Here is a 14,829-nt window from a genome sequence, read left to right as displayed (position 1 = left end):
CTCACAAAATGCTGCAAAATCAGACTCTTACAGATTCATCGCCTGACGCCGCCCACGCGCTGCCGGCCGACTCCCCCTGGCGCTTGTGCGTCGCGCCCATGATCGACGTCACCGACCGCCACTGCCGGGTGTTCCATCGCCTGCTGGCGCCGCGCGCGCGGCTGTACACCGAAATGATCACCACGGGCGCGCTGCTGCATGGCGACGTGCCGCGCCACCTGGACTTCGACGAGACCGAGCATCCGGTCGCGCTGCAATTGGGTGGCAGCGACCCCGAGGCACTGGCCGAATCGGCGAAGCTGGGGGAGCAGTGGGGCTATGACGAGATCAATCTCAATTGCGGGTGCCCGTCCGAGCGGGTCCAGAAGGGCGCTTTCGGCGCCTGCCTGATGGCCGAGGCGCCTTTGGTGGCCGATTGCGTGAAGGCCATGCTGGACGCCGTGTCGGTGCCCGTCACGGTCAAGCATCGCCTGGGCCTGGACTACGACGACTCCTATGCCTTCGTGCGCGATTTCGTGGGCACGCTGTATGACGCGGGTTGCCGCGTCTTCATCGTGCACGCGCGCAATGCCGTGCTGAAGGGGCTGTCGCCCAAGGACAACCGCGAAGTGCCGCCGCTGCGCTACGAGGCCGCGCGCCAGCTCAAGCGCGACTTTCCGGATTGCACGATGGTGCTCAATGGCGGGCTGGCCGATGCGGCGCAGTCCGTGGCGGAACTGCCGGGGTTCGACGGCGTGATGCTGGGCCGGGCGGCATGGCACCAGCCGCGCGTGCTGTCGGAGGTGTCGCGGATCTGGTGGCCCGGCGATGTCCTGCTGGACGATGCCGCGGTGGTGGAGGCGATGCGTGTGTATGCCGCCACCCAGACGGCGCGCGGCATGCCCTTGCGGATGATGACCCGGCCCATGCTGGGGCTGGTGAATGGCCGTGCCGGCGCGCGGGAGTGGCGCCGCGTGCTGTCCGACCAGAAGCGCCTGGCCAGCAACGATCCGGCCCTGCTGGCCGAGGCCTGGCGCGGCCTGGCCGCGGTGCCCGCCTGAAGGGCGGCCCGGGCCCCGCGCCGTGCCGCTCAGGTGGCGGGCGTTTCCTCGCGGGAGTCACCGGGCCAGTCGCGGATGTAGGCCTTCAGCATGTTGTTCTCGAAGCGCTGAGCCGCGACGATGGCCTGCGCCATGTCGTAGAACGAAATCACGCCCTGCAGCATCGGACCGTCCATGACCGGGATGTAGCGGGCGTGCTTTTCCAGCATCAGGCGCTGCACTTCGTCGGCGCTGGTGTTGGGCGTCACGCTGACCGGCGCGTCGTCCATGATGGCGCGGATGGTGGTGTCGCCGGCGACGCCGCCGCTCTTGTGCAGATGGCGGATGATTTCGCGGAAGGTGAGCATGCCGGCCAGGTTGCCGTGCTCCATGATGACCAGCGAGCCGATGTCCTGCGTGCTCATGGTCTGGATGGCCTCGGTGACGAGCACGTCGGGGCTGGCGGTGTACAGGGTCTTGCCCTTGACCCGCAGGATTTCAATGACTTTGAGCATGGTTTTCCTCCGTGGCGTCGTCCGGCGCCTTCGATATTGTTGATTTTGAGCGGGAATCCGTCGGGGCGCCAGTCGTGTCGGCGGCTTGCGGGGCGGCGGGCTTGAGCAGCGCTTCCAGCGGCATGCTCACGCCCCCGGCCAGCAGCGGGGCGATGGTTTCCAGGATTTCGGGTTCGTTTTCCAGCCGGCGTTGACCGCGATCGATCAGGAAACGGTCCACCAGCGGGGCCAGGGTGGCGGCCTGCGGGTCGCAGCTTAACACCCAGCTTTCGCGATTGCGGGTCTGGACCCGCGAGACCAGGCCCAGCGAGGTCAGGGTGGCCATGACGTCCGCCAGTTCATCCGGATGCAGCCGCAGTTGCCGCGCCAGCGCGGTGCTGTCGCGTGCCGCCTGGCCCTGGTTGCGGGCCGAGTAAAGTGCGCGCAGCACCGCCAGTGCGTCGATGAATTCCGCGCCCGGGCGCCGGTTGATGTCCCAACGCCCCATGCGCAGATAGGGCAGGATGGCCGCGATGGCCGCCCCCAGCAGTACCGCCAGCCAGGACAGGTAGATCCACAGCAGGAACACCGGCACCGTGGCGAAGGCGCCGTAGATGACGGTATAGGTCGGGAACTTGGTGATGTAGAACGCGAAGCCGCGCTTGGTCAGCTCCAGCAGCAGCGCGGTGCAGAAGCCGCCGGCCAGCGCGTCCTTCCATTCCACCTTGCGGTTGGGCACCACCACATAGAGCGCGGCGAAACCGATGGCGGTGAGGACGATCGGGACGTAGGACAGGGTGAGCTCCAGCGCGCGCGACATGGTGTCGCCGGCCAGGCCCATGGACTCGCGCGCCAGCACCGAGGTCGTCCACAGGCTGGCGCCCGCCAGCACCGGCCCCAGCGTGATCACCGCCCAATAGATCAGCGCGCGCTGCGCCAGCGGACGCTGGCGGGTGACGCGCCAGATGTCGTTGAAGGCCATGTCGATGGTCATGATGAGCATCAGGGACGTCACCACCAGGAACGCGCCGCCGATGGTCGTCAGGCGCGAGGCCTGCTGGGCGAACTGGTTCAGGTGGTCCATGATGTTGTCCGACACGGCGGGCGGCATCAGGTTGTTGGCCAGGAAGTCTTCCAGGGCAACGCGAAAGTCGTTGAACAGGGGGAAGGCGGTGAACAGCGACAGCACCACGGCGAGCAGCGGCACGACGGCGAGGACCGTGGTGAAAGTGAGGCTGGAGGCCACCTGCAGCAGCCTTTCCTCGTCGGCGCGCTTGCCCACGAAGCGCAGCAGGCTGCCAGCCCGCTCCCTCCAGCTCAGGGAGGCGTGGGCGGCGGGGACCGCGAGGGTCCGGTCTACCGGCGCTGCGGGGTGTTCCATCGCGCGATAATAGCAGCATGGATATCTCGCTGAACCCCACCTTGCGCCGCGTCGCGGCCATTTCACTGCTCGCGCTCATCGTGCTGTGCGTCGCCTGGGAAACCGTGCTGGCGCCTTTGCGCCCGGGTGGTTCCTGGCTGCTGCTGAAGGCGCTGCCGCTGGCCTTCCCGCTGCGCGGCGTGCTGCGCGGTAACCTCTACACCATGCAGTGGGCCGCCATGCTGAGCCTGCTGTATCTCATGGAAGGGGTGGTGCGGTTCATGTCCGATCCGCCCGGACCCTCCGTGACGCTGGCCGCGATCGAGATCGTGCTGTCGCTGGCGTTCTTCCTGTCTGCCATCTTCTACGTGCGGCCCGCCAAGCGCGCGGCCCGCAAGGCGCATCGCTCATGACCCTCGCCAAGACCCTCGATCAGCTTTCCCTGCGCAACAGCTTTGCCGCGCTGCCCGATTCCTTCTACACCCGGCTCGCGCCCAGGCCGTTCCAGCATGCGCCGCGCCTGCTGCACGCCAATGCCGACGCCGCTGCCCTGATCGGCCTGGATCCGGCCGCCTTGCAGACGCCCGAGTTCCTGGCGGTGGTGTCCGGCAGCGCGCCGCTGCCGGGCGGCGACCCGCTGGCGGCGGTCTACAGCGGCCATCAGTTCGGCGTGTGGGCGGGTCAGCTGGGCGATGGGCGCGCGCACCTGCTGGGCGAGGTGCAAGGCCCGTCGGGCAATTGGGAGCTGCAGTTGAAGGGCAGCGGCCTCACGCCGTATTCGCGGATGGGAGACGGGCGTGCGGTGCTGCGTTCCTCGGTGCGCGAATACCTGGCCAGCGAGGCCATGCATGGACTGGGCATTCCCACCACACGTGCGCTGGCCATCGCGGTGTCGGACGATGCCGTGGTGCGCGAAACCGTCGAGACCGCGGCGGTGGTGACGCGCATGGCGCCCAGCTTCGTGCGTTTCGGCTCCTTCGAGCACTGGGCGTCGCGCAAGGACATGGCCAACCTGCGCATCCTGGCCGATTACGTCATCGATACCTTCTATCCCGAGTGCCGCGACGCGCCCGCGGGCGAGCCGCAGGCGCCCGGCGCCGACGTCGTGCGCATGCTGGCCGAGGTCACGCGGCGCACCGGCACGCTCATGGCGGACTGGCTGTCGGTGGGCTTCTGCCACGGCGTCATGAACACCGACAACATGTCCATCCTGGGCCTGACGCTCGATTACGGGCCTTACGGGTTCATGGACGGCTTCAATGCCGGCCACATCTGCAACCACACCGACAGCCAGGGCCGCTATGCCTGGAACGTGCAGCCCTCCGTGGCGCACTGGAACCTGCAGCGGCTGGCCACGGCCCTGCACCCGTTGGTACCCGGGCAGGAAGACGCGCTGGGCGAGGCCCTGGATGGCTATGAAGCGGCGTTCCTGTCGCGCTGGCACGGCCGGGTGGCCGCGAAGCTGGGCCTGGCCCAATGGCAAGCCGAGGACGAAGCCCTGTTCGATGAACTGCTGCGCCTCATGCACGGCTCGCGCGCCGATTTCACGCAGACCTTCCGCCGGCTTGCGTTGGCGCCCGAGGGCCAGGCCGCCCCGTTCCTGGATCTCTTCATCGACCGCGAGGCCACGCAGGCCTGGCTCGCGCAGTACGCCGCAAGGCTGGCACGCGATGGGCGCGACCCCGTCGAGCGTGTCGAAGTCATGAACCGTAACAATCCTCTGTATGTTTTACGCAACCATCTGGCCGAAACCGCGATCCGGGCGGCGGCGGAGGGAGACGCCGGGGAGTTGGACAATCTTCTGCGCGTGCTGCGAAATCCGTGGCAAGAACATGAAAATGCTAAGGAATATGCGGCTCTTGCGCCGGATTGGGCTTCGGACCTCGAGGTTAGCTGTTCATCCTGATGGGACCGGACGGGGGCAATGGAGGGAAATGGTTGCGTTAACTTTTTGTATTCGGGTCAGTCCTGACTCGCTTCCGAACCCATCAAAATGTTAAAATCTGTCATCTTCCCTTCGGTCCGGGAAGAAAAAGCGTAGGCGTCACCGTGCGCCCTGTCGTCAGCGCAGATCCGGATATCCTCTTTCGTGCAACCGCATTTTTCCGAAGACCTACTACGCATCGGACTGCTCGAGGACGATGACGACTTCCGTGAAGAACTGGCGTTGGGCCTGGGCGGCTTCGGCTTCCACGTGTCTTTCTCCTGCGCCGATTCCGCGTCCTTCCTCAGCCAGTTCGACGTCGAGCCTTGCGATGTCGTCCTGCTGGACGCCAATGTTCCCGGCGAGGACGGCTTCACCGTCGCCACGCGACTGCGTGCCCACCACCCCGTGGGCATCGTCATGCTGACAGGCCGGGGCGCGCTGGAAGACCGCGTGCGCGGCCTCGAGGGCGGCGCCGACATCTACATGACCAAGCCGGTCGACATGCTGGAGCTGAGCTCGGTGATCCGCAGCCTGGCGCGCCGCATGCGCATGGCCGGCGTGGTTCGCCAACCGTCGAGTCCCACGCCCGCGCGCGCCGTGCCGTCGCCCAGCTGGTCGCTGCAGGATGGCGGCTGGATTCTCACTGCCCCCGACGGCACTACGCTGCATCTCAGCGCCCAGGAGCGCATCTTCATCGGTGCGTTGCTGAAAAGCGCGGGCACGGTGGTCAGCCGCCAGACCCTGTCCGAGATCTTCAATCCGGGCGATCCCAACGACTTCGAACTGCGGCGCATCGATGTGCTGGTCAGCCGCCTGCGCGCCAAGGCGCAGTCTGTCGGCATGAAGGTGCCGGTGCTGTCGGTGCGCGGCCAGGGTTACGTCTTCGCGACCTGATCCGACGTCTCCGCCCGCGCCATCGGCAGGCGCAGGGTGAAGACCGAGCCGTGGCCGTCACGGCTCTGCACGCTCAGTTCGCCGCGCTGGCGGCGGCACATTTCCCGGGCCAGGTACAGGCCCACGCCCATCCCCTTGGTTTCCCTGTGCGCCGTCCGCCGGTAGTGCGGCTCGAAGATGCGCGCCAGTTCCTCTTCCCCGATGCCCGGGCCGCGATCCGCCACCGACACCCAGGCCTGGCCCGCGGCGTCGTCCGTGCCCCAGCGCAGCGAAATGGGCTGGTCCGCGGGGGAATATTTGGCGGCGTTGTGCAGCAGGTTGCGCAGCACTTCGACGCAGAGCACTGCGTCGCAGACGGCCAGCGCCTGCCCCTCGGTCGGCATGTCCAGCGGATGCGCCATGTCGGCCTGCATCTGCAGGGCCGTGCCGCGTGCGAGCTTGCCCAGGTCTTGCGACGCCGTGCGCGGCTGGAGCAGGCGCTCGCCCAGCATGCCGCTGCCCAGGAAACTCCCCGTCAGCTCCGTCACGCGCTGCACCGCGCGGCGCATGCGTGCGAGCCGCGCGCGGGCGTGTTCGTCATCGTCGGAGACGGCCAGCGCCAGGGCCTGGACCGCCGAGTCCAGCGTGGAAAGCGGCGCGCGCAGTTCGTGCGCGAGCAGGCTGCCGGCCTGGCGGTAGGCGTGCACGGCGGTGGCCCATTCCTCGGCTTCGGCCAGGCCGGCGTGGGGCGGCGCGGGCATGTGGCGCGTCGGCGGGACGAGACGCGCCGGTGCGGCCTGCAGGGCCATGCCGAGGCAGGCCAGGGCACGCACGGCCAGCCCCGCCTGCCACACGAACAGGGTCCATTCGTGCGCGGGCATCAGTCCGCTGCTGGCGGCAAGCGCGGGCAGGTTCGCCAGGTAGCTCAAGCCCAGCACCAGCGAACCGTTACGGGGCAGGCCGGGCGCGTGACGCACGCCCAGGGCGGCAATGGCTGGCGGCAGGGCCAGCGCCAGCCAACCGGGCGGTGGCGGCAGCAGCAGCACGGCCAGGAATTCCAGCGCGACCAGCGCCAGCAGACCCAGCCATTCGGCTTGCGGCTGGCGCCGGGCGCGCGTGCCCAGGGCCAGGAGCGCGGCAAGGAACAGGCCCGGCAGGAGCCAGGCCGGCCAGCCCAGCATCATGGCGATGTCCAGCGGGGCGTGGGCACGCAACAGCATCTCGGGGGTCATGCCGAGTCCTCCAAGGCGGGACGTTCGACGACGAGGGTGATGCCCAGGTCCTGCAGCCAGTCGCGCAGCGCGGCATTGGCCGGCAGCGTGGCGTGCACCGCGATGCCCAGCGCAGTGGCCGTCTGCGCGACCGAGCTGGCCAGGTGGCGGCTGCCCGGGCTGTCCGGCAGGCCGTCGACGAAATCGGCGTCCAGCTTGATGTAGCTGAGCGGCAGGTGGTGCAGATGCGCCATGGCGCCGAACTGCCGGGTCAGGCGGCGCAGGCCGATGCGCACGCCGGTGGCGGTGGCCAGTTCGCACAGCGAACGGACGTCCGCATAGTGATCGACCAGGCCATGCGCGTCGATTTCCAGCAGCAGCTTGGCGGCTTGCGCCGGACGGTCTTCCAGCATCTGCTGCAGGCGCGGCAGGAAGCGGGACTGCCCCAGTGATGCCAGCGACAGCAATGTCGCAAGCTCGCCCCGGTCCGGGGTCAGCCAGTCCAGCGCCAGCCTGACGGCCTGGATGTCACAGTCCGAGGCGAGACCCAGGCGGATGGCGGCGGGAATGAAGGTCTGGGCCGGCAGGGCCTGTTCGGTGCGCGGGTCGTGCAAGGTCAGGGAGGCCTCGTGGCGCAGCAGCGTGCCGTCCTGCAGCTCGCGGCGGCCGGTGGCCAGCGAGAAGCGGTGCTGGTCCAGCGCGGTCAGCAGGGTGTCCTTCCAGGCGTATTCGCCCGAGGCCGAGGCCAGGGCGGGCGGACGCGGCGAGGACGCGGCGATGGTTTCCTCACCGGCGCTTTCCGAGCGCATCAGGCCGTGGTCCAGCCGAGCCAGGATGCGCGTCGGGGTGTCGGCACTGGTATAGGCGGTCAGCGTCAGGGCCCAGCGGCACAGCGTGCCCGCCTCGTCGATGGCGATGCGGCAGCCGCGCAGCGCAATACGCAATTGCTCGCTGAGCCGCAAGGCGTCGGCGGGCTCCATGCCGGGCAGCAGCAGGCCGAAATCCGAGCCGTTCAGGCGGCCCAGCAGCGCTTGCGTGCCCGTGTCCGGCAGCAGGCCCTGCACGCGGTCCGTCACCCCGCGCAGCCACTGGTCGGTCAGCTGGCGTGGCATGTGCTGGTTGATGCTGGCCAGGTCGCGCTGCCGGAACAGCACGACGTGGCCATGGGCGTTGATCGTGTCCTCGCCGGTCATGCGCGGCAGCACGGCCTGGTGCAGCGCGGCCAGGAAGCGCTTGCGATTGGGCAGGCGGGTGACGGGGTCGACTTCCAGTTCTTCCTGCAGCGTCTCGATGGTCTGGGTGTGCTGGGCGATGCGCGCGCGGGCCTGCGCCTGCAACTGGTCGATGGCGGCGCCGACAGGTTGCAGTTCAGGGGGCAGGGGAGGCTTGGTCCCATTGCCGCGCTCGGTCCACTGTTGCACGCTGCGGCCCAGGCTGCTGAGCCTGCGGGCAAGCAGGCGGCGCATCAGGATGGCGATGAGAAGGGTGCAGGCCAGCGTGGCGGCTGTCAGTTGGCCCAGCGACCTGGCGCCTTGCCAGAGCCGGTCGCGGCCCGGCTTGTCATCGGCGGATACACTGAGCGTGGCGCCCTGATAGGGGCCGGTGGGGACGGCGAGGGTGACGGGCGGGACGGCCAGCGGGACGAGCCGCTCGAACCATTGCGGCGCGTGGCCGGCGGCGGCAGGCCGCGAGGCCTCGAAGACGGTGTCGCCTTCGGCCGCGCGCAGGCGCAATTGGCGATAGCCGTAGGCATCGAAGACCTGGCTCAGCAGCGGCACGGCGTTGGAGGCGTCGAGTTCGCCCAGCCGGCGGGTCAGCAATGCCGCCTCGGCCTGGGTGCGATGCGTCAGCGACTCTTCCAGGAAGCTGTGGACGGTGTGCAGCCCCAAGGCGAACGAGCCGCAGGCCACGACGACCACCACGGTGGCGACGCTCAGGGTCAGGTCTCGGAGTAAGCCCATAGTCTTGATATTCCGCGCGGCGCGTCAGGCGCGCGCGCATCCGGGCCCGGGATCAACAGCGTCTGGCGTCGAGGCTGCCCTCCCGGGCAGCGCAGGGGGCCTCAGCTTGCTTCATAGGACGTCATGATATCCGCTCCATATGTACGAATGCGGTCCCGGCCGTCATGTTTGGCGCGGTAAAGCGCCAGATCGGCATGCATGACGAGGATGTCGAGCGACATGCCGTGTTCGTACCCGGCCACGCCGATGGAAATCGTGAGCGTGATCGGCGTGGAGGAAGGCGTGGGAATGCGCAGTTGCGCGACCGCGTGGCGCACCCGTTCGGCGGCCTGCAGCGCGGCGGCCAGGTCGGTGTGGGGCATGAGCACGGCGAACTCCTCGCCGCCCAGCCTGCCGGTCACGTCCGTCTCGCGCAGCGCCGCGGTCATGGCGTCGGCCACCTGGCGGATCGCCTCGTCGCCCAGGTGATGGCCGTAGCGGTCGTTGATGCTCTTGAAGTGGTCGATGTCGATCAGCAGCGCCGACAGCGGATGCGGATAGCGCCGGCATTGCATGATGAGCGCCTCGCCCACCTCCATGAAGGCCCGGCGGTTCTTGAGTTCGGTGAGGGGGTCGGTGTTCGCCAGCCAGGCAAGTTCCTGCGTGCGCTGTGCCACCGCGGACTCCAGGCGGGCGTTGGCGTGCGCCAGGCGCGAGCCGAACTGGCGCGACTGGTAGTTCAGCACGAGCAGCCAGACGGCCAGCACGATGCTGCCGGTGATGAGGCCGGCGATGGTCCATTCCAGGCGATAGAAGCCGCCATGCAGGCGTTGCCGGTTCAGGTCGCGCATGCTGCCCTGTTCCAGGTGGATCAGGCTGACCAGCCGGTCCGACAGCGAACGCAGGGTGCCGGCGTTGCCCAGGATGTCCTCGGCGACGCCGCGGTCCGTCTGCTCGGTGAAGGCCACCTGCATTTGCGCGTACCACGGGATGATGAGGTCGGACAGCGAGGACAGCAGTTCACGGGCCTGGGGCAACTCTTCCAGCAGCAGCGCCTGGGCCCGGGGGGCGTCCATGGCGGGATCCAGCAGGCTGGCAAGCACTTCCAGGCGCAGCACCAGCTCGGTGGCCTTGTTGTCGTGGGCGCGCACCGCGCGCGCGGTGTCGATCAGCAGGTTCACTTCCGTGGCGATCTGGTAGGACACCAGGAAGTCGCTGCTGAGGCTGGGCTCGGCCAGTTCACGCGCGTGGTCGCGCAGCGTGATGGTGGCCAGGACGGTCAGGCCGGCCATGGAGATGAGCAGGAGGGACAGCACCACCGTGAGCCATCGCGGATGACGCAATGGCGGGAGGGCCGGCGAGTTCTGGTCCGGCGCGGGATTGGGCTGGGGGATCATGCTGCGTTATCGAAGCCAGGCATCACTGGACCGTCAGCGCCTGCACCTGCCAGACGATGCGCTGGAGGTAACGGATATCCCCGCGCAGGGCAGGGTGGCTGTCGAAGGGGTAGATGACGATGAGCGGCCCGTTATTGCGCACGGCAAGTGCCTGGCCGTTGCGGCGCCAGGCCAGGATGGGCGAGTACGTGCGCAGGTCCTCGGAAGGCAGGTCGGCGCCATAGCCGCTCAGCGATTCGACGTAGACGCTCCGGGCGGCTTGCAGGCCTTGCTCGGCCAGGACGTCCGACAGCGACGGGCCCTCCCAGGCGGCACGCCTCACGGCGTGCAGCGCATGGGGCAGCGACGTCTGGATGGTGGTCTGGGGCAGGGCCTGGAGCTGGGCCAGCGTCAGGCTGGCGAGCGGCACGTCGTCGGGGCGGCGCTTCGGCCCGTGGATGTCCAGGACGATACAGCTGGCGGCATCGCGGGTCGCGCTCAGGGCCGCGGTGCGGCAGGCCGCGCGCGCGGCAGGAGCCAGGGGCAGCAGCAGCGATGCGCCGGCAACCAGTACGGTCCTACGTGACGTCATGCCTGCTACCTCCAATGGAACGAGACGGCTGCGGTATCGAACTGGGTTGGCCGGCTGGACAATCGTTGGGGAACCTGGGTGAAGGGACGACGTTTTCCGGCGGGGTGCTCGTCGTTGCGGGAATGCACGCCGCCGCCGGCCAGGCATGAGCCTGGCAAGCGAGGGTGTTGCAGGCGTGGCGCAAGTTTGCCGCCAGAGCGATTGTGCCCAAATGTGTCCCGTTGGCGCAAAACGCATCTATTGATTTCTGCAACCCGGCATTTTCTGGGTGGCGGGACTTTCTATCAACGACGAAAAATGTCTTATTGTTGCTTACAAATACAAATAGCGTCATATATTTTCCGAAAAACAAGGGTTTTTACGTAAAAATGGCTGCTTTTCGACGTCTAGGGGGTGCTTCAAACTCATGCATAATCACTGTTACACAGTCACCCCGGCAGGCAGTCTCGCTGGCACCGGGAGATCAGTTGGAACCGGAAACCCTGGTTCCAGCGACGAATTCGGGGCGTTCCTTGAGCACGGTTGATTTACCCGCCTTATGGCTCTTGTTGTCCGTCGCGGTAGTCCTGGCGCTGCTGTCCTGGTGGTACGTCCGCCGGCTGCGCGCCTACCACGATGTTCTGATCCATGATGCCGTCACCGGCACCCTGAACGCGGACGAGTTCCATCGCCGCTGCAGGAAGTGGGTGAACGAGCAAGGCGCGCCGCCCAGCGAGGCCGCCATGCTGCTCATCAACATGGATCACTACACGGAGTACAGCTCGCTCTTGCAGCTGGATCAGGCCAACGCGCTGCTGCAGCAGATAGCGGGGCGCCTGATGCTGCACATCCAGGGCAGGCCGCAGGCCATCGTCGCGCGCTGCTCGCAGGACGAATTCCTGTTGTTCCTGCCGGGCGCCAGCACATCCCAGGCCCGCGCCTTCGCCACCCGCCTGCACGAAACCCTGTCCAGTCCCTACGCGCTGGTCGGCCAGCAGTTGCTGGCCACGTTCGGCGTGAGCATGGTGCTGTACCGGCAGCACGGGGCCACCGTGGAGGTCCTGCAGCGCAACCTCTATGTGGGCATGCGCCACCTGAAAAGCCGGGGCAGCAATGCCTGGCAGGTGTTCGAGCAGGAAATGCTGGCCTACCAGGGCGAGCACCAGGCGCTGGAGCAGGCCTTGCGCCATGCCGTCGCCGACGAGTCCTTCAGCCAGTTTTCCCTGGATTACCAGCCGATCTGTGAAACCCGCAGCCTGCGCGTCATCGGCTGCGAGGCGCTGCTGCGCTGGCGTCATCCCGAGCGCGGACTGGTGTCGCCGGGAGAGTTCATCAGCCTTGCCGAGAGTTCGGGCCTGATTGTGCCGCTGGGCTACTGGGTGCTTGAAGAAGCGTGCCGGCGGGCCGCCGGCTGGCCCGTGCCCTGGCGGGTGCACGTGAACCTGTCGGTCTGCCAGATGCAGAACGACGACCTGCCCGAGCGGGTGGCCGCCATCCTGGCGCGCACGGGCTTGGCGCCGTGGCGCCTGGTGCTGGAAGTGACCGAATCCATCCTCATCGTCCACTACGAGCGCCACGCCCGCATGCTGGACACCTTGCGGGCGGGCGGCGTGAGCGTGGCGCTGGATGATTTCGGCACCGGGTATTCCAGCCTGACCCACCTGCGCAAACTGCCTTTCGACTGGCTCAAGCTCGACATCATGTTCATCGCCGAGCTGGAGTCCGATGGCAACAGCCGCGAGGTCGTGGCGGCGCTGCTGTCCATGTGCCACGCATTGGGGCTGTCCGTGGTGGCGGAAGGCATCGAGACCGAGGCGCAGCGCCGTATCCTGGAAAACCAGGGCTGCGAGGCGATGCAGGGCTACCTGCTGGGCCGTCCCATGCCCGCCCACAAAATCGATCTCTTGGCCGCCGAGGCCCAGGCGGTGCAATAATCCCCATTCTCCGATTCCCCTGCCGGGCGCGTGCCGTCCGGCCTCATCCTGCGATTCCATGTCCGGCAATACTCTAGGCAAGCTCTTCTGCGTCACGAACTTCGGCGAATCCCATGGGCCGGCCATCGGCTGTGTCGTGGATGGCTGCCCCCCGGGGCTGGCCCTGTCGGCCGAAGACATCCAGGTCGAGCTGGACCGCCGCCGGCCCGGCACCTCGCGCCACGTCACGCAACGCCAGGAGGCCGACCAGGTCGAGATCCTGTCCGGCGTCTATGAGGGCGTCACGACGGGCACGCCCATCGGGCTGCTGATCCGCAACACCGATGCGCGCAGCAAGGACTACAGCAACATCACCGACACGTTCCGTCCCGGCCATGCCGACTACGCCTACTGGTCGCGCTACGGCGTGCGCGACCCGCGCGGCGGCGGCCGGTCGTCGGCGCGCCTGACGGCGCCCACCGTGGCGGCGGGCGCCATCGCCAAGAAGTGGCTGCGCGAACAGCATGGCGTGCAGGTGCGCGGCTACATGAGCCAGCTGGGCGACATCCGCATTCCCTTCACGTCCTGGGCGCACGTGCCGGAGAATCCTTTCTATGCGCCGGACGCGGCCATCGTGCCCGAGCTCGAGACCTACATGGACGCGCTGCGCCGCGACGGCGATTCGATCGGGGCGCGCATCGAGGTGATCGCCGAGGGCGTGCCCGCGGGTTGGGGCGAGCCGCTCTATGACCGGCTGGATGCCGATATCGCGCACGCCATGATGGGCCTGAATGCCGTCAAGGGCGTCTCCATCGGCGCGGGTTTCGAGTCCATCGCGCAGCGCGGCTCCGAGCACGGCGACGAGATCACGCCGGAAGGCTTCCTGTCCAACAACGCCGGCGGCGTGCTGGGCGGCATCTCGTCCGGCCAGGCCGTGACGGTGTCGCTGGCCATCAAGCCGACTTCCAGCATCCGTGTCGAACGCCGCTCGATCGACCGCGCGGGCAACCCCGTCATGGTCCAGACGCTGGGCCGGCACGACCCCTGCGTGGGCATCCGCGCCACGCCCATCGCCGAGTCCCTGCTGGCTCTGGTGCTGATCGACCACGCCTTGCGCTGGCGCTCGCAGTGTCTCGATGTCTCCGAACGTCCCTGATCGAAGGAAGCAACATGTCCCTTTTCTCTCGCATGCTGGGCGCCGCGGCGCTGGCCGCCGTGGCCGTGCTGAGCGGCTGCGCCGGCGTGAACACCACCCAGTCGGGCAGCATCGGCGTGAACCGCACGCAATACATGTCCAGCATGGTGCCCGAGGCGCAACTGGTGCAGGAGGCGGGGCAACAGTATTCGCAGATCATCGACGAGGCGCGCAAGCAGAAGGCGCTGGATCGCGATGCCAACCTGGTGGCGCGCGTCAACGCCATCACCAAGCGCCTGGTGGCCCAGGTGGGTGTGTTCCGCCCCGATGCCGCCAGCTGGGACTGGGAAGTCCATGTGCTGAGCGTGGATGAGGTCAACGCCTGGTGCATGCCCGGCGGCAAGATGGCCGTCTATACGGGCCTCGTCAACCAGATCAAGCCGACCGATGCCGAGCTGGCAGCCATCATGGGCCACGAAATGGCGCACGCGTTGCGCGAGCATGCCCGCGAGCGCGTGTCGCAGCAGATGGTGACGAACATCGGCCTGTCGGTGCTGGCGATTGCCACCGGCTCCAGCGCCGCGTCGGACCTGGGCGGACAGCTCAGCAACGTGATGTTCACGCTGCCCAACAGCCGCACCCACGAAACCGAGGCCGACCGCATGGGCGTGGAACTGGCCGCGCGCGCGGGCTACGACCCGCGGGCGGCGGTGACGTTGTGGCAGAAGATGGGCGCGGCGGCAGGCGGCAAGGCGCCGCCCGAGTTCATGTCGACCCACCCGTCAGCCGAGACGCGGATCAACGAGCTGCAGCAGGCGTCGGCACAGGTGATGCCGCTGTACGAGGCTGCGATCAAGAAATAAATCCGGGTCGGCAATATCCTGTTAAAAGAGCCGCCGCGATTCCTCGCGGCGGCTTTTTTTATTTCACGATGACTTCAGTGCTGCAATTCACTGGACTACGCAAGCTGGGTACAGCAAATTCATTAATCACTTTGGTGAGATCAACAC

General features: G+C 67.7%; 13 protein-coding genes. 7 read left to right on the top strand and 6 right to left on the bottom strand.

Features of this window, described 5'->3' with window-relative positions; genetic code table 11:
* The first annotated feature begins 8 nt into the window (after positions 1–8).
* Positions 9–1,040, top strand: a complete 1,032-nt coding sequence (dusA, locus tag ODI_RS13260) for a tRNA dihydrouridine(20/20a) synthase DusA (protein ID WP_074046775.1) — start codon at positions 9–11, stop codon at positions 1,038–1,040.
* A 29-nt stretch (positions 1,041–1,069) separates the two neighbouring features.
* Here the strand turns inward: dusA and ODI_RS13255 are convergent, their stop codons facing one another.
* Both ODI_RS13255 and ODI_RS13250 read right to left on the bottom strand, forming a co-directional pair.
* Positions 1,070–1,534: a CBS domain-containing protein gene (locus tag ODI_RS13255; RefSeq protein WP_067751121.1), complete on the bottom strand. Its 465-nt coding sequence runs from the start codon at positions 1,532–1,534 to the stop codon at positions 1,070–1,072.
* A complete protein-coding gene (locus ODI_RS13250) occupies positions 1,518–2,894 on the bottom strand; it encodes a YihY family inner membrane protein (RefSeq protein WP_082985210.1) in 1,377 nt (458 codons plus the stop codon). The genes ODI_RS13255 and ODI_RS13250 overlap by 17 nt, the downstream gene beginning before the upstream one ends.
* 17 nt (positions 2,895–2,911) lie before the next feature.
* Between ODI_RS13250 and ODI_RS13245 the strand changes: the two genes are divergently transcribed.
* The 3 genes from ODI_RS13245 (at position 2,912) to ODI_RS13235 (ending at position 5,694) form a co-directional block, all read left to right on the top strand.
* Entirely contained in the window at positions 2,912–3,286 is a 375-nt protein-coding gene (locus tag ODI_RS13245) for a DUF2069 domain-containing protein (protein ID WP_067751118.1), read from the top strand.
* Positions 3,283–4,779 (top strand): protein adenylyltransferase SelO, encoded by a 1,497-nt coding sequence (locus ODI_RS13240; RefSeq protein WP_067751115.1) that lies wholly within the window; start codon positions 3,283–3,285, stop codon positions 4,777–4,779. The genes ODI_RS13245 and ODI_RS13240 overlap by 4 nt, the downstream gene beginning before the upstream one ends.
* A 183-nt stretch (positions 4,780–4,962) precedes the next feature.
* Positions 4,963–5,694, top strand: a complete 732-nt coding sequence (locus ODI_RS13235) for a response regulator transcription factor (RefSeq protein ID WP_067751112.1) — start codon at positions 4,963–4,965, stop codon at positions 5,692–5,694.
* Here the strand turns inward: ODI_RS13235 and ODI_RS13230 are convergent.
* From ODI_RS13230 to ODI_RS13215, 4 genes are all read right to left on the bottom strand, one after another.
* Entirely contained in the window at positions 5,676–6,905 is a 1,230-nt protein-coding gene (locus tag ODI_RS13230) for a sensor histidine kinase (protein ID WP_067751109.1), read from the bottom strand. The two genes, ODI_RS13235 and ODI_RS13230, sit on opposite strands and share 19 nt — an antisense overlap.
* A complete protein-coding gene (locus tag ODI_RS13225; protein WP_067751106.1) occupies positions 6,902–8,845 on the bottom strand; it encodes an EAL domain-containing protein in 1,944 nt (647 codons plus the stop codon). Before ODI_RS13225 ends, ODI_RS13230 begins: the two co-directional genes overlap by 4 nt.
* Positions 8,846–8,946: 101 nt before the next feature.
* Positions 8,947–10,221 (bottom strand): GGDEF domain-containing protein, encoded by a 1,275-nt coding sequence (locus tag ODI_RS13220; RefSeq protein ID WP_067751103.1) that lies wholly within the window; start codon positions 10,219–10,221, stop codon positions 8,947–8,949.
* A gap of 22 nt (positions 10,222–10,243) precedes the next feature.
* The gene (locus ODI_RS13215; protein ID WP_157929758.1) at positions 10,244–10,792 is read right to left on the bottom strand and encodes a molybdopterin-dependent oxidoreductase; all 549 of its coding nucleotides are present in this window, start codon (positions 10,790–10,792) and stop codon (positions 10,244–10,246) included.
* Between the two features lie 548 nt (positions 10,793–11,340).
* Here ODI_RS13215 and ODI_RS13210 point away from each other — a divergent pair.
* Genes ODI_RS13210 through ODI_RS13200 form a run of 3 tightly spaced genes read left to right on the top strand, consistent with a single transcriptional unit; the run spans position 11,341 to position 14,682 of the window.
* Positions 11,341–12,705, top strand: coding sequence for a putative bifunctional diguanylate cyclase/phosphodiesterase (locus ODI_RS13210; RefSeq protein ID WP_231968054.1), 1,365 nt, complete (start codon positions 11,341–11,343; stop codon positions 12,703–12,705).
* Positions 12,706–12,763: 58 nt separating this feature from the next.
* Positions 12,764–13,840, top strand: a complete 1,077-nt coding sequence (gene aroC, locus ODI_RS13205) for a chorismate synthase (RefSeq protein WP_067751098.1) — start codon at positions 12,764–12,766, stop codon at positions 13,838–13,840.
* Between the two features lie 14 nt (positions 13,841–13,854).
* Positions 13,855–14,682, top strand: coding sequence for a M48 family metallopeptidase (locus ODI_RS13200; protein WP_067751095.1), 828 nt, complete (start codon positions 13,855–13,857; stop codon positions 14,680–14,682).
* Positions 14,683–14,829: the final 147 nt, after the last annotated feature.

The sequence above is a fragment of the Orrella dioscoreae genome (assembly GCF_900089455.2).
Lineage (GTDB): Bacteria > Pseudomonadota > Gammaproteobacteria > Burkholderiales > Burkholderiaceae_B > Orrella > Orrella dioscoreae.
This window is presented reverse-complemented; position numbering and strand designations above follow the sequence as displayed.